The sequence below is a fragment of the Streptomyces sp. NPDC053048 genome, assembly GCF_044547045.1.
Lineage (GTDB): Bacteria > Actinomycetota > Actinomycetes > Streptomycetales > Streptomycetaceae > Streptomyces.
The window spans coordinates 817,018-838,454 of sequence record NZ_JBITZS010000001.1 but is presented as its reverse complement, the minus strand read 5'-3'; the positions used below and the strand labels follow the sequence as shown (position 1 = coordinate 838,454).

Sequence of the window (21,437 nt, the reverse complement as noted above, 5' to 3'; positions counted from 1 at the left end):
CGCGTCGCTCAGATGCCGCGCAGGGTGCGTTCGTCCAGATGCCGCAGCACCCTGTCCACCACCTCCGGGTCCGTCCCCGGCTCGCTGCGGGCCGCGATGACCTCGCGCCGCGCCGCGGACAGCAGCTCCCCCTGCACCCGGTGGAGCGTCCGCAGCCGCTCCACCCGCTGCTGGTGCGCCTCGCGGCGCTCCTCGTCGACCATGTCGGGGCTGATCCGGGCGCCGATGTCGTAGGCCCGCCGGCCCAGCATCTCCATCATGTCCTCGGGGAGGTCCTCGGCCTCCACGATCTCCATCAGCCGGTGCCGGGCCGCCTTCGCCGCCCGCGCGGCCAGCTGCCGCTCCATCTCACGGCTGACGTCGGTGTCGGCGCTCACCCCCAGCAGCCGCACCAGCCGGGGCAGGGTCAGGCCCTGCACCACGAGGGTGGCGATGATGACGGCGAACGCGACGAAGAGGATCTCGTCGCGGGCCGGGAAGGGGGAGCCGTCGTCCGTCTTCAGGGGGATGGCCAGGGCGAGCGCCACGGTGGCCACGCCGCGCATCCCCGACCACCACGTCACCACCGTCTCGCGCCAGCTCATCAGGACCTCCTCCTCGACGTCCCGGCCCTTGTGCAGCTTCTTGGCCAGCCATGCGGCGGGCAGCAGCCACAGCAGCCGTACGGCGACGACCACGGCCACGACGGTGCCGCCGATGCCGAGCATCTCGCCCCAGCGGCCGGAGGCCGTGCTGACGGCGTTGTGGAGCTCCAGGCCGACCAGGCCGAAGGCCACGCCGGTGACGAGGGTGTCGACGACCTCCCAGAAGGTGTGCCCGGCCAGCCGCCCCAGGACGTCGTCGGGGTCGTGGGTGTACTCGGCCAGGTACAGGGCGGTGGTCAGCACGGCCAGCACGCCGGAACCTTTCAGCTCCTCGGCGAGGACGTAGGAGACGAACGGCACCAGCAGGGTGAGGCCGATCTGGAGCGTGGCGTCCCCGAGGACGTTCATCAGCCGTTTGGTGGCCCAGCCCAGCCCGAGGCCGACCGCGACGGCCACCACGGCCGACAGCACCAGCGCGCCGATCGCCTCGGGCCAGGAGAAGCTGCCGCTGACGGCGGCCGCGATGGCCACGTGGTAGAGCACGATGGCCGTGACGTCGTTGAAGAGGCCCTCGCCCTCGAGGATGGACACCAGGCGGCGCGGCAGCCCCAGGGAGCCGGCGACGGATGTGGCGGCGACCGGGTCGGGCGGGGCCACGAGCGCGCCCAGCGCCACCGCGGCGGCGAGGGAGATCCCGGGCAGGATCGCGTCGGCGACGGCGGCGACGGCGGCGGTGGTCACGAAGACCAGCGCGACCGCCAGCAGGAAGATCGGCCGCCGGTTGGCCGCGAACTGCCGCCACGAGGTGCGCTGGGCCGTGGCGTAGAGCAGGGGCGGCAGCACCAGCGGGAGGATGAACTCCGGCGGGATGGACACGGCGGGCACGAACGGCAGCAGGGCGAGGACGATCCCGCCGATCGTCATCAGGACGGGGGACGGCACCCCCAGCCGGTCCCCCAGCGGCACCGTGACCAGCGCCCCGAGCAGCAGGACGAACAGCAGCGCGAGCTGGTCCACGGATACCCTCCGGGCGGGCGGGTGCGGTCGAACAGAGCTCCAGCCTGCCCCAACCGCCCGGAGACCGCCTTACGAGCTCTCGGCGCGCACCGTGTCCAGGGCGTACTGCAGGTCGTCGGGGTAGGCGCTCTCGAACTCCACCCAGCGGCCGTCCGAGGGGTGCTCGAAGCCGAGCCGCACCGCGTGCAGCCACTGGCGGGTGAGCTTGAGCCGCTTGGCGAGGGTGGGGTCGGCGCCGTAGGTGAGGTCACCCGCGCAGGGGTGCCGGTGGGCGGACATGTGCACACGGATCTGGTGCGTCCGGCCCGTCTCGAGCTTGATGTCGAGCAGGCTGGCGGCCCGGAACGCCTCGATGAGGTCGTAGTGGGTCACCGAGGGCTTGCCGTCGGCGATGACGGCCCACTTGTAGTCGTGGTTGGGGTGGCGGCCGATGGGGGCGTCGATCGTGCCGCTCATCGGGTCCGGGTGGCCCTGGACCAGCGCGTGGTAGCGCTTGTCGACCGTGCGCTCGCGGAACTGCTGCTTGAGCAGGGTGTAGGCGCGCTCGGACTTGGCGACCACCATCAGGCCGGAGGTGCCGACGTCCAGGCGGTGCACGATGCCCTGGCGCTCGGCCGCGCCCGAGGTGGAGATGCGGTAGCCGGCGGCGGCGAGCCCGCCGATGACGGTGGGGCCCGTCCAGCCGGGGCTGGGGTGGGCGGCCACGCCGACGGGCTTGACGATCACGACGATGTCGTCGTCGTCGTGGACGATCTCCATGCCCTCGACGGGCTCGGCGACGATCTGCACCGGCGCGGGCGGCGCGGGCATCTCGACCTCGAGCCAGGCGCCGCCGGTGACCCGGTCGGACTTCCCGGCCTCGGCCCCGTCGAGCTGGACCTTGCCCGCGGCCGCCAGCTCGGCCGCCTTGGTGCGGGAAAAGCCGAACATACGGGCGATCGCGGCGTCGACGCGCTCGCCCTCCAGGCCGTCGGGAACGGGAAGGGCGCGGATCTCGGGAATGGTGCTCACCCGTCGAGTATGACGGACGGCTCCGACACGCCCGTACGCGCGGGCCCGCCGGGCCCTCAGTCCTTGTGGACGGTGCCGTCCGGGTCCAGGCCCCGGAAGGAGAGGATCACGATCAGGAAGCCGCCGCAGACGATCGCGGAGTCCGCCAGGTTGAAGACCGCGAAGTGCGGGACGGCGATGAAGTCCACCACCCCGCCCTCCAGGCCGCCGGGCGAGCGGAAGAGCCGGTCGGTGAGGTTGCCCAGGGCACCGCCCAGCAGCATGCCGAGCGCGATCGCCCACGGCAGGCTGTAGAGCTTGCGGGCGATCCGGGCGATGGCCACGATCACGGCGGTGGCGATCAGAGTGAAGACGATCGTCATCGCCTCGCCGATGCCGAAGGCGGCGCCCTTGTTGCGGATCACCTCGAACTGCAGCAGCGTGCCGAACACCTGGACGGGGTCGTGGTGCTCCAGCTGGGCCACCACCAGCAGCTTGCTGCCCAGGTCGAGGAGGTAGGCGAAGGCGGCCACCGCCAGCAGCACGGCGATGCGCCGGCGTCCCCTGGTCCCGTCGGGCTCGCTCTTCGTGCCGGCCGTCGCCGTCGCCGTGGTCCCGGCCTGCTCGCCGGCCCGTCCGGCCTGTTCCGCCTCAGTCACGTGAGTCCCTGATGTCGTCCCTGCTGACTGAGGACGAGGGTACGGCACTCGGTGACGGCGGGGTCAGCGGCGTTCCTGCCGCTGTTTGCACTCCACGCACAGCGTGGCCCGGGGAAATGCCTGCATACGGGCCTTGCCGATGGGTTTGCCGCAGTTCTCGCAGAGGCCGTAGGTACCGGCGTCCAGCCGCTGCAGCGCCCGCTCGGTCTGCACCAGCATCTCGCGGGCGTTGGCGGCGAGCGCCAGCTCGTGCTCCCGGGTGATGTTCTTGGTGCCGGTGTCCGCCTGGTCGTCGCCGGCGCCGTCGCCCGAGTCGCGCATCAGGCCGCTGATCGCGGCCTCGGACGCCTCGATCTCGGCGGTCAGCCGCGTCAGCTCGCCCTGCAGCCCGGTACGGGCCTCGGCCACCTCGCCCGGCGACCAGGGCTCCTCCCCCGGCCGTACGGCGAGCGCACCGGGCTCGGCCGCCGCCGCGGCCCGTGCGCCGGGCACCTTCTTCGCGGCCTGTGCCTCACCCATGGACTTCTTCGCAGCCACCGTCCTGGCTCCCGTCTCCTCAGCGGGCACCGCCGTCGCGGACGGTGCGGACCCTTCGGCCGTGACGGCCGCGTTCTGTGCCGGGGCGGCCTTTGCGGCCGCGGCGGCCTTCTTGGCGTGGGCGGCCTTTGCGGCCGGGGCGGCCTTCTTGGCCGGAGCGGCCTTCCTGGCGGGGGCAGCCCTCTTGGCCGGGGCGGCCTCCTTGGCCGGAGCGGCCTTCTTGGCCAGGGCAGGCTTCTTCACGGCGGACTTCGCCGCCGAGGCCTTCCCGGCTGTCGCGGTCTTCGCCATGGTCGCCTTCGCCTTTCCGGCAGATGCCTTTTCCGCGGCCGCGGCCTTCGTCACCGTGGCAGTCTTCCCCGCCACGGCGGTCTTTTTCGCCGGTACGGACTTTTTGGCCGAGGCAACCGCCTTGGCGGCGGGCGCCGCCTTCCCGCCATGGGCGGCTTTCCGGGGGGCGGGGGCGGCCGTCCTGGCGGGGCCGGCCGCCTCGCCGGCGGACGCTGCCTTGGTGGCCGCCGCCTTGGCGGGGGCCACCTTGGCGGGGGCCGCCTTCTTGGCAGAGGCCGGCGCCTTGGCGGTCGCCGCCTTCTTGGCAGGGGCTGTCTTCTTGGCAGCGGACGCGGCCTTGGTGGTCGCCGCCTTGGTGGTCGCCGCCTTGGTGGTCGCCGCCTTGGCAGAAGCCGTCTTCTTGGCGGAGGCCGCCACCTTCGCGGCGGTCGTCTTCTTGGCGGGAGCGGTCTCCTTCGCCGGGGCCACCTTCTTGGCGGCGGCGGTCTTCCCGGCGGAGACGGCTTTCCCGGCCGCGGCCGTCTTCTTCGCGGAAGCCGTCTTCTTGGCGGCAGCCGCCCGCCCGGCGGTGGCCTTCTTCACCGAGGCGGTCGTCGCGGCGGCAGCCGCCGTCCCGGCGGCTACCTTCTTCGCGGAAGCGGTCCTGCCGGAGGCAACAGCCTGCCCCGCGGAGGCCTTCTTCGCTGCGGCCGTCTCTCTCGCGGCGGAAGCCGCCCCGGCGGAGGCCTTCTTCGCTGCGGCCGTCTCTCTCGCGGCGGAAGCCGCCCCGGCGGCGGCCGTCTTCCTGGCGGCGGAAGCCGCCCCGGCGGCCGTCCTACCTGCGGCGGGAGCCGCCTCGGCCGTCTTCTTCGCCATCGCCGCGATCCCTTCACATTTTATGATCTTGCGCGCGAATCGTGCCGGAACGATAAATCGGCAGGGCCCACGCGGCAACGGGGCTCGCCGGTCTCCGGTCCGGCACCCCGCCTCCGGCCCCCTAAATCGGTCTGCCGGTGTCGCACCGGCCCCGTACACTGGGCGGCAGCGAAAGGCGTGGAAGGGACCAGTAGCGCCGCACGCAGCCAAGAGCGACCCGGGGACGGTGGAAGCCCGGGGGTGTGCGCGGGGTGAAGATCAGCCCGGAGCCGCCGGAAGAACGCCCCGCCCGGGGTCAGTAGAACCGGCATCGCGACCCTAATGAGGGGGCCGGAGGCGCCTGGTGCGCGCCGGCCAAGGAGGGTGGTACCGCGGGAAGCGCGCAGGCGCGTCTCGTCCCTCCGACGGACAGCGCAATGAGTTCCGCCGGAGGAAGCCGATGACGCAGTACCGCCAGGTACCCGCACAGGTGGACCTGCCCGCCCTCGAGCACGCCGTGCTCGAATTCTGGCGGGAGAACAAGGTCTTCAGCCGTACCCTCGACCGGTCCGAGGGCCGCCCCGAATGGGTCTTCTACGAGGGCCCGCCCACCGCCAACGGCATGCCGGGCGCCCACCACATCGAGGCCCGCGTCTTCAAGGACGTCTTCCCCCGCTTCCGCACCATGCAGGGCTACCACGTCGGCCGCAAGGCCGGCTGGGACTGCCACGGCCTCCCCGTCGAGCTGGCGGTGGAGAAGGAGCTCGGCTTCAGCGGCAAGCAGGACATCGAGAAGTACGGCATCGCCGAGTTCAACGCCAAGTGCCGCGAGTCGGTGACCCGCCACACGGACGCGTTCGCCGAGCTCACCACCCGCATGGGCTACTGGACCGACCTCGACGAGCCGTACCGCACGATGGACCCCGACTACATCCAGTCGGTCTGGTGGTCGCTGAAGGAGATCTTCAACAAGGGCCTGCTGGTCCAGGACCACCGCGTCGCCCCCTGGTGCCCCCGCTGCGGCACCGGCCTGTCGGACCACGAGCTGGCGCAGGGCTACGAGACGGTCGTCGACCCCTCCGTCTTCGTCCGCTTCCCGCTGACCTCCGGCCCGCTGGCCGGCGAGGCCTCGCTGCTGGTGTGGACGACCACCCCGTGGACGCTGGTCTCCAACACCGCCGCCGCCGCGCACCCCGACGTCACCTACGTCGTGGCCACCGACGGCCGGGAGAAGCTGGTCGTCGCCGAGCAGCTGCTGGAGAAGGCCCTGGGCGAGGGCTGGACGGCCACCGGTCAGTCCTTCACCGGCCGCGAGATGGAGCGCTGGGCCTACCGCCGCCCGTTCGACCTGGTCGAGCTGGAGGGCGCCAACTTCGTCGTCAACGCCGAGTACGTCACCACCGAGGACGGCACCGGTCTGGTCCACCAGGCCCCGGCCTTCGGTGAGGACGACCTCAGGACCTGCCGCGCCTACGGCCTGCCGGTCGTCAACCCGGTCCGCCCGGACGGCACGTTCGAGGAGGAGCTGGGCCTGATCGGCGGCCAGTTCTTCAAGAAGGCCGACGAGAAGCTCGTCGCCGACCTCTCCGAGCGCGGCCTGCTCTTCAAGCACGTGGCGTACGAGCACAGCTACCCGCACTGCTGGCGCTGCCACACCGCGCTCCTCTACTACGCGCAGCCGTCCTGGTACATCCGCACCACCGCGATCAAGGACCGGCTGCTCGAGGAGAACGAGAGGACCAACTGGTTCCCCGACTCGGTCAAGCACGGCCGCTTCGGCGACTGGCTGAACAACAACATCGACTGGGCGCTCTCCCGCAACCGCTACTGGGGCACCCCGCTGCCCATCTGGCGCTGCGAGGACAACCACCTCACCTGCGTCGGCTCGCTGGCCGAGCTCTCCGAGCTGACCGGCACCGACCAGAGCGGCCTGGACCCGCACCGCCCGTACATCGACGACGTCACCTTCACCTGCACGGCCGAGGGCTGCTCCCACACGGCCGTCCGGGTGCCCGAGGTCATCGACGCCTGGTACGACTCCGGCTCGATGCCGTTCGCGCAGTGGGGCTACCCGTACAAGAACAAGGAGCTCTTCGAGCGGCGCTACCCGGCGCAGTTCATCTCCGAGGCGATCGACCAGACCCGTGGCTGGTTCTACACGCTGATGGCCGTCGGCACGCTCGTCTTCGACAAGTCGTCGTACGAGAACGTCGTCTGCCTGGGCCACATCCTGGCCGAGGACGGCCGGAAGATGTCCAAGCACCTGGGCAACATCCTCCAGCCGATCCCCCTGATGGACCAGCACGGCGCCGACGCCGTCCGCTGGTTCATGGCCGCCGGCGGCTCCCCGTGGTCCGCGCGCCGCGTGGGTCACGGCACCATCCAGGAGGTCGTCCGCAAGACGCTCCTCACCTACTGGAACACGGTCGCCTTCCAGGCCCTGTACGCCCGGACGTCCGGCTGGGCGCCCAGCGCCTCCGACCCGGCGCCGGCGGACCGGCCGCTGATCGACCGCTGGCTGCTCGGCGAGCTCAACGCGCTGACCGACCAGGTCACCCAGGCGCTGGAGGCCTACGACACCCAGCGCGCCGGCAAGCTGCTGTCCTCGTTCGTGGACGACCTGTCCAACTGGTACGTGCGCCGCTCGCGCCGCCGGTTCTGGCAGGGCGACGCGGCCGCGCTGCGCACGCTGCACGAGGTCGTCGAGACCGTCACCCGGCTGATGGCGCCGCTGGTGCCGTTCATCACCGAGCGGGTGTGGCAGGACCTCGTCGTCCCGGTCGACCCGCAGGCCCCCGAGTCGGTGCACCTGTCGTCCTGGCCGGTGGCGGACACCGCGCTGATCGACCCGGCGCTGTCCCAGCAGATGCTGCTGGTCCGGCGGCTGGTCGAGCTGGGCCGCGCCACGCGCGCCGAGTCCGGCGTCAAGACGCGCCAGCCGCTGTCGCGCGCGCTGGTCGCCGCGGCCGGCTTCGAGTCGCTGGGCGAGGAGCTGCGCGCCCAGATCGCCGAGGAGCTCAACGTCTCCTCGCTCGCCTCGCTCTCGGAGGTGGGCGGTTCGCTCGTCGACACCACGGCCAAGGCCAACTTCCGTGCCCTGGGCAAGCGCTTCGGCAAGGGCGTCCAGGCGGTGGCCAAGGCGATCGCCGCGGCCGACGCGGCGGCGCTGTCGCTGGCACTGCGGGAGGGGACGGCGGCCGTCGAGGTCGACGGCGAGCAGGTCGCCCTCGCCCCCGACGAGGTGATCATCACCGAGACGCCGCGCGAGGGCTGGTCGGTGGCCTCCGACTCCGGCGCCACGGTCGCGCTCGACCTGGAGATCACCCCGGAGCTGCGCCGCGCGGGCCTCGCCCGCGACGCCATCCGGCTGATCCAGGAGGCCCGCAAGAACAGTGGCCTGGACGTGGCGGACCGTATCGCCTTGCGGTGGGCGTCCACTGACGCCGAGACCACGACGGCGCTCGACGAACACGCGCCGCTCATCGCGGACGAGGTCCTGGCGACGGACTTCGCCGGCGGCGAGGCTGACGACACGTTCGGCGAGCCCTTCACGGACGAGGGCCTCGGACTGACGTTCCGCCTCCGTAAGGCGTAAGCAAACGGGTTAACCCCGGCGCTCCGCGCCGGGGTTTTCGCCCACCCTCCCCCAGCTACCGCTGGGAGGTGCCCCCAGCCCGATTACTCGGCAACGTCATGACGTTCTGGGTAATCGGGCGGGCGGGTGGGCGAAAACCGCGCCGAAGGCGCGAAAACGGGCCGGGGCCCCTGGAAGTCCAGGGGCCCCGGCCCGTATGTGCCGCTCGCAGAGCGAACGGTCAGTTGTCGTCCTCGTCGATCAAGAAACCCCGCATCGGCGACGGCGCCTGCATCGGCTGCGGGCTCTGCGGCCGCACCGGTGCCATCGGCTGGGTCATCGCCGGCGACATCTGCTGCTGACCGCCGTACGACGGGGCACCCGTCGACGGACCGCCGTGGCCGCCCATGGTCTGGTTGCCGCCCATGGAGTGACCGCCCATGCCCGCACCGGCCGAGGCCATCGACCCGCTCATGGAGGGGGCCGGCGGCAGCGACGCCGTCGCGGGGGTGCGCGGCGGGGCCAGCGAGTCGTCCGCCTGGTTCTCCAGCTGACGCAGCTGGCTCTCCAGGTAGGACTTCAGACGCGTGCGGTACTCGCGCTCGAAGCCGCGCAGGTCCTCGACCTTGCGCTCCAGCGTGGCGCGGGCGGACTCCAGGGAGCCCATCGCCACGCGGTGCTTCTCCTGCGCGTCCCGCTCCAGGGCGTCCGCCTTGGCACGGGCGTCCCGCTCCAGGCCCTCGGCGCGGCTGCGGGCCTCGCCGACGATCTTGTTGGCCTCGGAACGGGCCTCCGCGATCGCCTGATCGGCCGTCTGCTGCGCGAGGGAGAGGACACGGGCCGCGCTGTCGCCGCCCGGACCGCCCTGACCCGGCTGCGGCAGCTGCGGACCACCCATGGGGCCGTTCTGCTGCATCGGGTTCTGGCCCATCGGACCGTTCTGCTGCATGGGGTTCTGCCCCATCGGTCCGTTCTGTCCCATGGGGCCGCCCATCGGGCCACCCATCGGACCGTTCTGTCCCATCGGGCCGGGACCGTGCGGGCCCTGAGGACCGTGGCCGTGGCCGCCGGGGCCGGCCGGCAGCTGCGGGGCACCGCCCGGAAGCTGCGGCGGGCCGCCCATCTGCTGCTGGTTCGGCGGCACCGGCTGCGGGCCCGATATGGCGGCGGGCACCGGCGCGCCGGGTCGCTGGTCCTGCGGCTCGGGCTTGCGCATGGCCTGCTGCTGGTTCTGCGCGGCGGCGCGCGTCGCGGCGGCCAGCTTGGCGCGCAGGTCCTCGTTCTCCCTGAGCAGGCGGGTCAGTTCGGCCTCGACCTCGTCGAGAAAGGCATCGACCTCGTCCTCGTCATAGCCTTCTCGGAGGCGGACGGTCGTGAACTGCTTGTTCCGCACGTCCTCGGGGCTCAGCGGCATCTCTTCTTCACCTCAACGTAGTCGTCGGCAATCGGCAAGACCGTATCGTTCACAGCCGCGTTCACAGCCGGCTCACGACGGTGATCAGGATGTAGACGATGATCATCAGTACGAAGAAGGACAGGTCGAGCGCTACGCCCCCGAGACGCAGCGGCGGGATGACCCGCCGCAGAAGCTTGAGTGGCGGATCGGTGACAGTGTAGGTGGCCTCCAGGAGGACCACCATCGCCTTACCGGGTTGCCACGAGCGGGCGAACTGGAAGACGTAGTCCATCACCAGTCGGAAGATCAGCACGATCAGAAAGCAGTACAGCGCGATGTAGATCACCTGCTGTGCGATGCCCATCTCGCGCTTCCCTCTCCCCTTGCTCGTACTCGGCCTGACTGGCCGTTGTCCGGATTGCCCGGTGTTGCGTCTCAGCTCTGGTTGAAGAACCCACCCTCTGCGATGCGGGCCTTGTCCTCCGCCGTGACATCGACGTTAGCAGGAGACAGCAGGAACACCTTCTGTGTCACCCGCTCGATACTCCCGTGCAGTCCGAAGACCAGCCCGGCCGCGAAGTCGACGAGTCGCTTCGCGTCGGTGTCGTCCATCTCCGTGAGATTCATGATCACCGGGGTACCTTCGCGGAAGTGTTCCCCGATGGTACGGGCCTCGTTGTAGGTCCGGGGGTGCAATGTCGTGATGCGGTAGGGCTCCCGCTCGGACACAACCTTGGGCATGATCACCGGTGCGTTCTTCTCCAGAGAGTGGCGTTCGGGTGTGATGGACGACACGGGGGCGATTCGGGCGGGTCGTCCGGTTTCCGCTACGAGCGGAGCGGGTTCGCGCTGCGCGGGTGGCTGGGCGACTCGAACCGGTTCGTCCGATTGCGTCTGTTGTGCCTGGTGCGCTTGGTGCTGCCGGCGCCGATCCGGCTCCGGCTCGGGCTCGAACTCGTCGTCGGGGTCGAACCCCGGGCCGTCGTACCCATCGTCCTCCACGAGGCCGAGGTAGACCGCCATCTTGCGCATCGCGCCGGCCATTCTCTGCGTCCTCCGCTCTGTGGTGGATCGGCTCCGTCAACGGCGCCCGGATCCACGTGGTCCGCCCGCCTTTTGACGGGAATGACCATATTTTCTGCTGTGGTCCGACTTCCTGGCGACGTTACCCGAGCCGGGGTCGGACTCCGAGTACCGCTGAGCCGACACGTACATGTGTCGCACCGGCCGCCACGGCGTCCTCGAGATCCGCGCTCATCCCTGCTGACACCATGTTCGCAGCCGGATGAGCCGCGCGCAGGTCCGTTGCGATTTCCATCAGCCGGTCGAAAGCGGCCCGCGGTCTGCCCGCGTACGGGCCCACCAGCGGAGCGACCGTCATCAGTCCGGCGGGCCGCAGGCCTTCCGCCTTGGCGATCTCGTCGGCGAGCGCCGCCACTCCGTCGGGGGCGACGCCGCCCCGCTCGCCGCGACCTCCGGACTCGGCGTCGAGCGCCACCTGGACCAGGCAGCCGATCTCGCCGCCGGCCACGCCGCCCCGGCCGGCCTTGACGGCCGCCGTGGAGAGGGCCGTCACCAGTCTGTTCCGGTCAATGGAGTGCACCAGACCGGCGTAATTCACCACCGACCGGACCTTGTTCGTCTGCAACTGACCGACGAAGTGCCAGGTAAGGGGCAGATCCGAGCACTCGGCGGCCTTGGGGGCGGCGTCCTGGTCGCGGTTCTCCGCGACATGACGCACCCCCAGCTCGGAGAGGATCCGCACGTCGCTCGCCGGGTAGGTCTTGGTGACCACGATGAGGGTCACCTCCTCCCGGCGGCGGCCGGCGGCGGCGCAGGCGGCGGAGATACGTTCCTCCACGCGGGCGAGGTTCTCCGCCAATTGGGTTCTGCGGTCCGTCACTGCTCAGCCGTCCAGCCATACGTAGCTCGCGAGCCGGCCGGTGGTGTGCTCGCGCCGGTAGGAGAAGTGGTCCGCCGACTCCAGCGTGCAGACGCCGGACCTGCCGCTGACCGTGACACCCATTCGGCCGAGCTGGGCGGCGACCCCGCCGGCGACGTCGAGGGCCGGGGTGCCCTGACGGGTGGTGGACCGGGCCTCCGGCACCGCCGCGGCGACCTCCTCGCGCATGGCCTCGGGCACCTCGTAGCACAGGCCGCAGACCGAGGGGCCGATGTGGGCGAGGATCCGGTCCGGCTCGGCGCCGAGCCGCAGCATCTCCTCCACCACCGCCGGGACGACCCCGGCGAGCAGGCCCGGCCGCCCGGCGTGGGCGGCGCCCGCGATCCCGGCGACCGGGTCGGCCAGCAGGAGCGGGGTGCAGTCGGCGGTCAGCACCGCGAGGGCCAGGCCCCGACGCGCCGTCACCACCGCGTCCACCGCCGGAATCCCGCCGGTGTGCCACGGTTCGTCCACCACCGCGACGTCCTTGCCGTGCACCTGGTTCATCCAGACGACGGAGGCGGGGTCGAGGCCGAGCATCGCGGCGGTCCGCGCACGGTTGGCCCGTACCGCCCCGGGGTCGTCGCCGACCGCGCCGCCGAGGTTGAGCTCCGCATACGGAGCGGCGCTCACCCCGCCCCACCTGTCGGTGAAGGCGAAGTGGGCGCCGCTCGCGTGTGCCACGTCGGGCAGTCCCCTCCGGTGCGGGGCGGAATTCCCTATCACCGGGGTCGCTTCGGGCTGTGTCACTGGGTCCGGATCACTTAAGGAAGTCGGGAACGTCCAGTTCCTCGGCCGTCGAGTCCTGGTACGGACGGGCCGGCGGAACCTGGGGCGAGGCGACCGGGGGCGGCGGGACCTCGGCGACCGGGGCCGGGTCGGCCACGGGCTCCTCGGTGCGCGGGGTCACGCTGCCCAGTCCGCCGAAGGACGGGCGCGAGGGCTCCGGCGCCGGGGCGACCGGGCGGCTCGCGGCCGGGGCGGACGGGCTGTCCTCGCGGCCGGAGCCGTAGGAGGAGGAGCCGCCGAGCACCTTGTCGCGGCTGCCCTTGGCCGGCGGCTGGCCGCCGTCGAAGCCGGCCGCGATGACCGTGACCCGGACCTCGTCGCCCAGCGCGTCGTCGATGACGGCGCCGAAGATGATGTTGGCCTCGGGGTGGGCGGCCTCGCTGACCAGCTGCGCGGCCTCGTTGATCTCGAAGAGACCGAGGTCGGAGCCGCCGGAGATGGAGAGCAGCACGCCGCGGGCGCCGTCGATGGACGCCTCCAGCAGCGGCGAGGAGATCGCCATCTCGGCCGCGGCCACCGCGCGGTCGTCACCGCGGGCCGAGCCGATGCCCATGAGGGCCGAGCCGGCCTCGGACATCACGGACTTGACGTCCGCGAAGTCGAGGTTGATCAGACCCGGGGTGGTGATGAGGTCGGTGATGCCCTGGACACCGGACAGCAGCACCTGGTCGGCCGACTTGAAAGCGTCGAGCACGCTGACCTGGCGGTCCGAGATGGACAGCAGCCGGTCGTTGGGGATGACGATGAGGGTGTCGACCTCGTCGCGCAGGCTGGCGATGCCGTCCTCGGCCTGGTTGGCGCGGCGCCGGCCCTCGAAGGTGAACGGCCGGGTGACCACACCGATCGTCAGGGCGCCCAGGGAGCGGGCGATGTTGGCGACGACGGGCGCGCCGCCGGTGCCGGTGCCGCCGCCCTCGCCGGCGGTGACGAAGACCATGTCGGCCCCCTTGAGGACCTCCTCGATCTCCTCGCGGTGGTCCTCGGCCGCCTTGCGGCCGACATCGGGGTTCGCGCCGGCGCCGAGGCCGCGGGTGAGCTCCCGGCCGACGTCGAGTTTCACGTCGGCGTCGCTCATCAGCAGGGCCTGTGCATCGGTGTTGATCGCGATGAACTCGACGCCCTTGAGACCGACCTCGATCATCCGGTTGATGGCGTTGACGCCACCGCCGCCGATGCCGACGACCTTGATGACTGCGAGGTAGTTCTGCGGTGCTGCCACGTCGAAGGCCTCTCGCCTCGAGTTACGTATGCCTGGGGGCGGTTCTCAATGCCGACCCGAACCCTAACGTTGAAGTTTAGGGTTACCGGTGTCACTGTTCCCTGGGTTCTCTGAAGCAGGACACTAAGTCGACAAGCGGCGCGGCTTCAACGAACACGCCGAACCTCCCGTTTTTCTTTTCACCCTATGTGATCACCCATAGCCGTAGCCAACCAGGGTGCTGGCCAGCCTGGATCGGCGTCAACTCCCGGACACCGCGGGAGCGCCCGGAGCGCTGACGTCGAAGTGCTTCGCGCCCCCGGCGGCCTTGAGCAACGCGGTCAGCGTACGGGCCTTCGCCTCGCCCCGCTCCGAGCTGCCCCAGGTGACGGTCCGACCCCCCGTCAGTTCGACGGTGATGCCGTCATAGGAGCGTACGCGCACGGCCAGGGTGTCCTTGCGCACCCGCGCGGGCAGGGAGGTCAGGACCTGGACGGCGGCGCCCTCCAGCCGGGCGGTGCCGAACCGGCGGGTGCCGGGCGAGTCCTCGGTGTCCATCACCAGGCGGGGCACCCCCTCGAGGGGATGATCGACTGTGGCGAACCGCACGCCGGAGCCGTCGATTTCGATGAACTTCCCGCCCCTTTCGAGGAGCGCCTTGGGCTGTCGTTCCGTCACTTTCAGACTGATTCCGTGCGGCCAGGACCGTACGACGTCCACCGCCCCGATCCGCCGCAGCCGACTGCGCAGCCGTTCCTCGATGGCGTCGGTGTCCACGGAGATCAGGGGTTCGCCGAGCGGTACCTCGGCGGCCTCGCGCACCTGGGCGGCCGTCAGCACGCCGTTCCCACTGACGTCCACGCGGGTGACGCGCAGCCAGGTGGATCCGTAGAGCGCCCACCAGGCGCCCGCGCCCATGAGTACGGCGAGCGCCCCCCACAGCAGGAGTGTGCGCCGCCCGGGAGGGCGTGGGCGGGGCCGGGAGCCGCCCGTGCGCCCCTTGCGGGGCCCGGCGCCCGGCCGACGCGGGCGGGACGGCGAGAGCGCGGCCCGGGACGGCCTCGACGACTTGGACGGTCTGGACGACTTCGACTTCGCGTTCTTCTCGCCACCGCGCCGGGCGGTCGTCGGTCCGGCCACGCTCCCAGCCTCCTGCCTACGGGCCGTCAGCCCGCTCTGCGTGCGGCAATCGCCTCGTACACCATGCCGACCAGCAGCTCGTCGGCGTCCCGGCGGCCGAACTCGGCGGCGGCCCGGGACATCTCGTACAGCCGGTGCGGGTTGGAGAGCACCGGAACCACCTGGTTCTGCACCCATTCGGGCGTGAGCTCGGCGTCGTCGACCAGCAGGCCGCCGCCCGCCTTGACCACGGGCTGGGCGTTGAGCCGCTGCTCGCCGTTGCCGATGGGCAGCGGGACGTAGGCCGCCGGCAGGCCGACGGCGGACAGCTCCGCGACGGTCATCGCGCCCGCGCGGCAGAGCATCATGTCGGCCGCGGCGTACGCGAGATCCATCCGGTCTACATACGATACCGGGATGTAAGGCGGCATTCCGGGCATGTTGTCCGCGCGCGGCAGGTCGTTCTTCGGGCCGACCGCGTGCAGGATCTGGATGCCCGAGCGCTGCAGCAGCGGGGCCACGGTCTGGATGACCTCGTTGAGCCTGCGGGCGCCCTGCGAGCCGCCGGAGACCAGCAGCGTCGGCAGGTTGGGGTCGAGCCCGAAGGCGGCCCGCGCCTCGGGGCGGACGGCCGCCCGGTCCAGGGTGGCGATCGTGCGGCGCAGCGGGATGCCGACGTAGCGGGCGTTGCGCAGCTTGCTGTCCGGGGTGCTCACCGCGACGGACGCGGCGTAGCGCGAGCCGATCTTGTTGGCGAGGCCGGGCCGGGCGTTGGCCTCGTGGACGATGATCGGCACACCGAGCCGCTTGGCGGCCAGGTAGCCGGGCAGCGCCACATAGCCGCCGAAGCCGACGACGCAGTCCGCCTTGGTGCGCTCCAGGATCTGCTCGGCGGCCTTGATGGTGCCGCGCAGCCGCCCGGGGACGGTGATCAGCTCCGGGGTGGGCTTGCGCGGCAGCGGTACGGCCGGGATCAGCCCCAGCTCATAGCCCCGCTCGGGCACGAGCCGGGTCTCCAGGCCCCGCTCCGTGCCGAGCGCCGTGATCCCCACGGTCGGGTCCTGCCTGCGCAGGGCGTCCGCGAGGGCGAGCGCGGGCTCGATGTGGCCGGCGGTCCCCCCGCCGGCGAGTACGACATGCACCGAAATTCACCGCTCTCCGGACGGTCGCTTCTTGACGCGCCGTCTCATCGTCTTCCATCTCACCCCAGGCTGCCGCATGGCCAGCGCCGCCCGCGCACCGGGTTCGTCGCGCGCGAAGGCGATCAGGAGCCCGATGGCGAACATGGTCGGCAGCAGGGCGGACCCTCCGTAGGAGAACAGCGGGAGCGGGACTCCGGCGATCGGCAGCAGGCCGAGCACCGCACCGATGTTGACCACGGCCTGGGCCGTGATCCAGGTGGTCACGCCTCCCGCGGCGTACCTCACGAAGGGGTCCTCCGTGCGTCCGGCCACGCGGATACCCGCATAGCCTAGAGCCGCGAACAGGGCGAGGACCGACAGCGTCCCCGCCAGGCCCAGTTCCTCGCCGGTGATGGCGAAGATGAAGTCGGTGTGGGGCTCCGGCAGTTCGCCCCATTTCTCCACACTGGCGCCCAGTCCGGCACCGAACCATCCCCCGTTGGCCAGGGCATAGATCCCGTGCACGGCCTGCCAGCACTGGTCATGGGCGCCGGGGTCCGTGGCGCCGATGCACTCCAGGCGGGACATGCGGTTCGCGTTCGTCTTGATGAAGAGTACGGCCAGCGCGGCGGTGACGACGAACACGCCGGAGAAGAGCCTGGTGGGGGCGCCCGCCACCCACAGCAGGCCGAGCAGCACGGTGGTGAGCACGACGGTGGTGCCCATGTCGCCGCCCAGCATGATCAGACCGAGCAGCAGGAAGGTCACCGGCACCAGCGGCACCAGCAGGTGCTTCCACTGGCCCAGCAGCTTCTTGGACTGCTTGCGGGCCAGCAGGTCGGCGCCCCACAGCACCAGCGCGAGCTTGGCGAACTCGCTGGGCTGGAGCTGGAAGGGTCCGCCGAGCGAGATCCAGTTGGTGTTGCCGTTGATGGTCTCGCCGACGCCGGGCATCTGCACCATGCACAGCAGGAAGACCGAGCCCGCCAGCAGCGGGTAGGCCAGCGCGCGCAGCAGCCGCACGGGCGTCCGGGCGGCCGCGAGCAGCAGGACGGTGCCGATGGCGGCGGCCAGCAGCTGCTTGCGGAAGAAGTAGCTGGGCGCCAGGCCGTTCTGCAGCGCCTTGATCTGGGAGGCGGAGTAGACCATCACCAGGCCCAGCACGGTGATCAGCAGGGAGCCGCCCAGTACCAGGTAGTAGGCGGTCAGCGGCCGGTCCCAGGCCCGTCTGGCGCGCGCGTGCAGCCCGCGCAGGCCGCGCGGCCCGCCCCGGGGCGGGCGCGGGCCGCCGCCGCGGGCCCGTACCGCGGGGCGGGGGGCCCTGGCGGGCCGGGCGCCCGCGGCGGGCCCGCGCAGGGCCGTCCACGCGCTCGGCACGGTGTCGTCGGCGTGCATCCGGGTGTCCCCTCCGCAGGTGTCCCGCGCCGTCGGCCCGTGCGTGGGGACCGCGGCGGCTACTCGTCCGCGTCGCGGCCTGCGGCCAGGGCCCGTACCGCCTCGGCGAAGGCCTCGCCGCGCTTGTTGTAGTTGGTGAACATGTCCATCGAGGCACACGCCGGGGCCATCAGCACGGTGTCCCCGGGACGGGCGAGCCGTGCCGCCTCGCGCACCGCCGCGGCCATCGCCCCAGTGTCGGTCCGCTCGAGGTCCACCACCGGCACATCCGGGGCGTGTCGCGCCAGGGCTTCCCTGATCAGCGCCCGGTCGGCCCCGATCAGTACGGCGCCGCGCAGCCGCTTCGCGGAGGCGGTGACCAGCTCGTCGAAGGTGGCGCCCTTGGCGAGGCCGCCCGCGATCCACACGATCGACTCGTAGGCGGCGAGCGAGGCCTGGGCGGCGTGGGTGTTGGTGGCCTTGGAGTCGTCCACGTAGGCCACGCCCTCGACGTCCGCGACGTGGGCGATGCGGTGGGCGTCGGGCCGGAAGGCGCGCAGGCCGTCGCGCACGGCCGCGGGCTCCACGCCGAAGGCGCGGGCCAGCGCGGCGGCGGCCAGCGCGTTGGCGATGTTGTGCGGGGCCGGGGGCGTGATGTCGGAGACCTCGGCGAGCTCCTGCGCCTGCTGGTGGCGGTTCTCCACGAAGGCCCGATCGACGAGCAGGCCCTCGACCACGCCGAGCATGGACGGGCCGGGGGCGCCGAGGGTGAAGCCGATGGCGCGGCAGCCCTCCTCGACGTCGGCCTGCTCCACCAGGCGCTCGGTGCGCGGGTCCTCGACGTTGTAGACGCAGGCGACCGTGTTGCCCTCGTAGATCCGGCCCTTGTCGACGGCGTAGGCGCGCATGCTGCCGTGCCAGTCGAGGTGGTCGGGGGCGAGGTTGAGCACGGCCGCGGAGTGGGCGCGCAGCGAGGGCGCCCAGTGCAGCTGGTAGCTGGAGAGCTCGACGGCGAGCACGTCGTACGGCTGGTCGCCGAGGACCACGTCGATGATCGGAGTGCCGATGTTGCCGACGGCCGCCGTGCGCAGCCCGGCGGCCTCCAGGATGGAGGCCAGCATCTGCACGGTGGTGGTCTTGCCGTTGGTGCCGGTGACCGCCAGCCAGGGCGCTGCTCCTCCTGGACGGCCTTCGCCCCGCAGCTGCCAGGCGATCTCCACGTCGCCCACCACGTCCACGCCCGCCTCGGCGGCGGCCGCGAAGAGCGGGCTCTCCGGCTTCCAGCCGGGCGAGGTGACGACGAGGTCGGTGCCCTCGGGCAGGGTGTCGGCGTCGGCCAGGCGGACGGTGATGCCGTCCGCCTCCAGGGTCGCCGCGCGCTCGCGCAGCGCCCGGCTGTCGCCGCCGTCGACGACGGTCACCCGGGCGCCGAGGCCGGCCAGGGCGCGGGCGGCGCTGACGCCGCTCACGCCGAGGCCGGCGACGGTGATGTGCTTGCCGTTGAAGCTCGTGCGGCTCACTTGATGGCCAACCATCCGGCGTAGAAGATTCCGAGTCCGACGGCCACGCACAGGCCCTGGATGATCCAGAACCGGACCACCACAAGGACCTCGCTCCACCCCTTGAGTTCGAAGTGGTGCTGCAGCGGGGCCATCCGGAAGACGCGCTTCCCGGTGAGGCGGAAGGAGCCGACCTGGATCACCACGGACATGGTGATCAGCACGAACAGGCCGCCCAGCAGGGCGAGCAGCAGCTCGGTGCGGGAGCAGATGGCCAGGCCCGCCAGCGCGCCGCCGAGGGCGAGCGAGCCGGTGTCACCCATGAAGATCTTCGCGGGCGAGGTGTTCCACCACAGGAAGCCGAAGCAGGAGCCCATCAGGGCCGAGGCCACCACGGCCAGGTCGAGCGGATCGCGCACCTCGTAGCAGGAGGCGCCGGCGGTCAGCGGGTTGGCGCAGGACTGGCCGTGCTGCCAGGTGCCGATGAAGACGTAGGCGCCGAAGACCATCACGGAGGCGCCGGTGGCCAGGCCGTCGAGGCCGTCCGTGAGGTTCACGCCGTTCGACATCGCCAGGATCATGAACAGCGCCCAGATCACGAAGATCACCGGGCCGACGGACCAGCCGAAGTCCTGGGTGAAGGACAGCCGCGTGGACGCCGGGGTCTGGCCCCGGGTGTCGGCGAACTGCAGCGCCAGGACGGCGAAGGCGATGCCGACGATCAGCTGGCCGGCCATCTTGGCCTTGGCGCGCAGGCCCAGGCTCCGCTGCTTGACGATCTTGATGTAGTCGTCGAGGAAGCCGACCAGGCCCATGCCCGCCGTCAGGAACAGCACCAGCAGGCCCGAGGTCGTCGGCTCCTTGCTGGTGATCACCTTCGTCACGGCGTACGCGATGAGCGTGGCCAGGATGAAGGCGATGCCGCCCATGGTGGGCGTGCCCTTCTTCCCGGCGTGGCCGCGCGGGCCGTCGTCGCGGATGAACTGGCCGTAGCCCTTGCGAGCGAGGAACTTGATCAGCAGCGGGGTGCCGATGAGGGTCAGGAACAGACCGATGACACCCGCGAAGAGGATCTGGTTCATCAGCCGGCGACCTCACCGTCGACCGCGAGCAGCTGCTCGGCCACCCGCTCCAGCCCCACCGACCTGGACGCCTTCACCAGTACGACGTCTCCCGGGCGCAGCTCGCTGCGCAACAGGTCGACCGCCGCCTGCGCGTCGGACACGTGCACCGACTCCTCACCCCACGAACCCTCGTTATAGGCGCCCATCCGCAGCCAGGCCGCTTCCCTGCCCCCGACTGCCACGAGCTTGCTGACGTTGAGCCGGACGGCGAGCCGCCCGACAGCGTCGTGCTCGGCGAGTGACTCCCCGCCCAGCTCGGCCATCTGACCGAGTACTGCCCACGTCCGTCCGCCCCTAGCCCGTGCGGCTTCGCCCATGGCGGCCAGCGCGCGCAGCGCCGCTCGCATGGAATCGGGGTTCGCGTTGTAGGCGTCGTTGACGATCGTCACGCCGTCCGCGCGCTCGGTGACCTCCATGCGCCAGCGCGAGAGCTGGCCCGCCGCGGAGAGCGCGGAGGCGATCTCGTGCACGGGCATGCCCAGCTCATGGGCGACGGCGGCCGCGGCGAGCGCGTTCGACACGTGGTGCTCACCGTACAGCCGCATGGTCACGTCGGCGCACCCGGTGGGTGTGTGAAGCGTGAACGAGGGCAGTCCGGCGCCGTCCAGGCGGATGTCCTCCGCGCGGACGTCCGCGTCGGCGGCCTCGCCGAACAGGACCGTACGGGCCTCGGTGCGCGCGCTCATGGCCCGCACCAGCGGGTCGTCGGCGTTGAGCACGGCGACGCCGCCGTCGGCGGCCGCGGGCAGCGCCTCGGCGAGCTCGCCCTTGGCCTCGGCGATCTGCTCCCGGCCGCCGAACTCGCCGATGTGGGCGGTGCCGACGTTGAGGACCACGCCGATGCGCGGCGGGGTGAGCTCGGCCAGGTAGCGGATGTGGCCGATGCCGCGGGCGCCCATCTCCAGGACCAGGTGCCGGGTGTCCTCGGTGGCGCGCAGCGCGGTGAGCGGCAGCCCGATCTCGTTGTTGAGGGAGCCGGGCGGCCACACGGTGGCGCCCAGGCGCTCCAGGAGCTGGGCGATCAGGTCCTTGGTGCTGGTCTTGCCCGCCGAGCCGGTCAGGGCGACGACAGTGGTGCCCAGCCGCTCGACGACGGCGCGGGCCAGGGCGCCCAGGGCGCGCTCGACGTCGTCGACGACGACGGCGGGCACGCCGACGGGACGGGCGGCCAGCACGGCCACCGCGCCCGCGGCGACCGCGCGGGCGGCGTAGTCGTGGCCGTCGACGTTCTCTCCGGCGAAGGCGGCGAAGAGGCTGCCGGGCCGCACCTCACGGGAGTCGATCACGACGGGGCCGGTGATCCGGGCGTCCGGGTCCGGTATGTCGTACTGCTGCCCGCCGACGATGGCGGCGACCTCGGCGAGGGTCAGGGCGATCACCTCCGGTCAC

Annotated in this window: 17 protein-coding genes; 1 reads left to right on the top strand and 16 read right to left on the bottom strand. The window is 71.8% G+C overall.

What is annotated here, in order from left to right:
* Positions 1-8: 8 nt before the first annotated feature.
* From ACIG36_RS04070 to ACIG36_RS04055, 4 genes are all read right to left on the bottom strand, one after another.
* Positions 9-1,601: a Na+/H+ antiporter gene (locus ACIG36_RS04070; RefSeq protein WP_399921460.1), complete on the bottom strand. Its 1,593-nt coding sequence runs from the start codon at positions 1,599-1,601 to the stop codon at positions 9-11.
* 69 nt (positions 1,602-1,670) lie between these two features.
* Positions 1,671-2,612, bottom strand: coding sequence for an RluA family pseudouridine synthase (locus ACIG36_RS04065; RefSeq protein WP_399921457.1), 942 nt, complete (start codon positions 2,610-2,612; stop codon positions 1,671-1,673).
* 56 nt (positions 2,613-2,668) lie between these two features.
* Entirely contained in the window at positions 2,669-3,250 is a 582-nt protein-coding gene (gene lspA, locus ACIG36_RS04060; RefSeq protein ID WP_399921454.1) for a signal peptidase II, read from the bottom strand.
* A gap of 63 nt (positions 3,251-3,313) precedes the next feature.
* Positions 3,314-4,933 carry a TraR/DksA family transcriptional regulator gene (locus ACIG36_RS04055; protein ID WP_399921451.1) on the bottom strand — a complete coding sequence of 540 codons (1,620 nt, stop codon included), beginning with the start codon at positions 4,931-4,933 and terminating at the stop codon, positions 3,314-3,316.
* 439 nt (positions 4,934-5,372) lie between these two features.
* Here ACIG36_RS04055 and ileS point away from each other — a divergent pair, with 439 nt between their 5' ends.
* Positions 5,373-8,507, top strand: coding sequence for an isoleucine--tRNA ligase (gene ileS / locus ACIG36_RS04050; protein ID WP_399921448.1), 3,135 nt, complete (start codon positions 5,373-5,375; stop codon positions 8,505-8,507).
* Between the two features lie 220 nt (positions 8,508-8,727).
* Here ileS and ACIG36_RS04045 read toward each other — a convergent pair whose 3' ends face one another.
* From ACIG36_RS04045 to murF, 12 genes are all read right to left on the bottom strand, one after another.
* Positions 8,728-9,900 carry a DivIVA domain-containing protein gene (locus ACIG36_RS04045; protein ID WP_399921445.1) on the bottom strand — a complete coding sequence of 391 codons (1,173 nt, stop codon included), beginning with the start codon at positions 9,898-9,900 and terminating at the stop codon, positions 8,728-8,730.
* Between the two features lie 61 nt (positions 9,901-9,961).
* Positions 9,962-10,246 (bottom strand): YggT family protein, encoded by a 285-nt coding sequence (locus ACIG36_RS04040; protein ID WP_086567466.1) that lies wholly within the window; start codon positions 10,244-10,246, stop codon positions 9,962-9,964.
* Positions 10,247-10,317: 71 nt separating this feature from the next.
* Positions 10,318-10,926 carry a cell division protein SepF gene (locus ACIG36_RS04035; protein WP_086567467.1) on the bottom strand — a complete coding sequence of 203 codons (609 nt, stop codon included), beginning with the start codon at positions 10,924-10,926 and terminating at the stop codon, positions 10,318-10,320.
* Positions 10,927-11,047: 121 nt separating this feature from the next.
* Positions 11,048-11,785 carry a YggS family pyridoxal phosphate-dependent enzyme gene (locus ACIG36_RS04030; protein ID WP_399921441.1) on the bottom strand — a complete coding sequence of 246 codons (738 nt, stop codon included), beginning with the start codon at positions 11,783-11,785 and terminating at the stop codon, positions 11,048-11,050.
* Positions 11,786-11,788: 3 nt separating this feature from the next.
* Positions 11,789-12,508, bottom strand: a complete 720-nt coding sequence (gene pgeF, locus ACIG36_RS04025; protein WP_399921438.1) for a peptidoglycan editing factor PgeF — start codon at positions 12,506-12,508, stop codon at positions 11,789-11,791.
* A gap of 76 nt (positions 12,509-12,584) precedes the next feature.
* Entirely contained in the window at positions 12,585-13,832 is a 1,248-nt protein-coding gene (gene ftsZ / locus ACIG36_RS04020) for a cell division protein FtsZ (protein WP_399921435.1), read from the bottom strand.
* Positions 13,833-14,072: 240 nt separating this feature from the next.
* Positions 14,073-14,951: a cell division protein FtsQ/DivIB gene (locus ACIG36_RS04015; protein WP_399921432.1), complete on the bottom strand. Its 879-nt coding sequence runs from the start codon at positions 14,949-14,951 to the stop codon at positions 14,073-14,075.
* Positions 14,952-14,977: 26 nt separating this feature from the next.
* Entirely contained in the window at positions 14,978-16,072 is a 1,095-nt protein-coding gene (gene murG / locus ACIG36_RS04010) for an undecaprenyldiphospho-muramoylpentapeptide beta-N-acetylglucosaminyltransferase (protein WP_399921429.1), read from the bottom strand.
* A gap of 6 nt (positions 16,073-16,078) precedes the next feature.
* Positions 16,079-17,446 (bottom strand): putative lipid II flippase FtsW, encoded by a 1,368-nt coding sequence (gene ftsW, locus ACIG36_RS04005; RefSeq protein WP_399921426.1) that lies wholly within the window; start codon positions 17,444-17,446, stop codon positions 16,079-16,081.
* 59 nt (positions 17,447-17,505) lie between these two features.
* A complete protein-coding gene (gene murD / locus ACIG36_RS04000) occupies positions 17,506-18,945 on the bottom strand; it encodes a UDP-N-acetylmuramoyl-L-alanine--D-glutamate ligase (protein WP_399921423.1) in 1,440 nt (479 codons plus the stop codon).
* Entirely contained in the window at positions 18,942-20,006 is a 1,065-nt protein-coding gene (gene mraY, locus ACIG36_RS03995; RefSeq protein WP_399921420.1) for a phospho-N-acetylmuramoyl-pentapeptide-transferase, read from the bottom strand. The genes murD and mraY overlap by 4 nt, the downstream gene beginning before the upstream one ends.
* On the bottom strand, positions 20,006-21,427 hold the full coding sequence (murF, locus tag ACIG36_RS03990) for a UDP-N-acetylmuramoyl-tripeptide--D-alanyl-D-alanine ligase (protein ID WP_399921417.1): 1,422 nt from the start codon (positions 21,425-21,427) through the stop codon (positions 20,006-20,008). Before murF ends, mraY begins: the two co-directional genes overlap by 1 nt.
* Between the last annotated feature and the right edge of the window lie 10 nt (positions 21,428-21,437).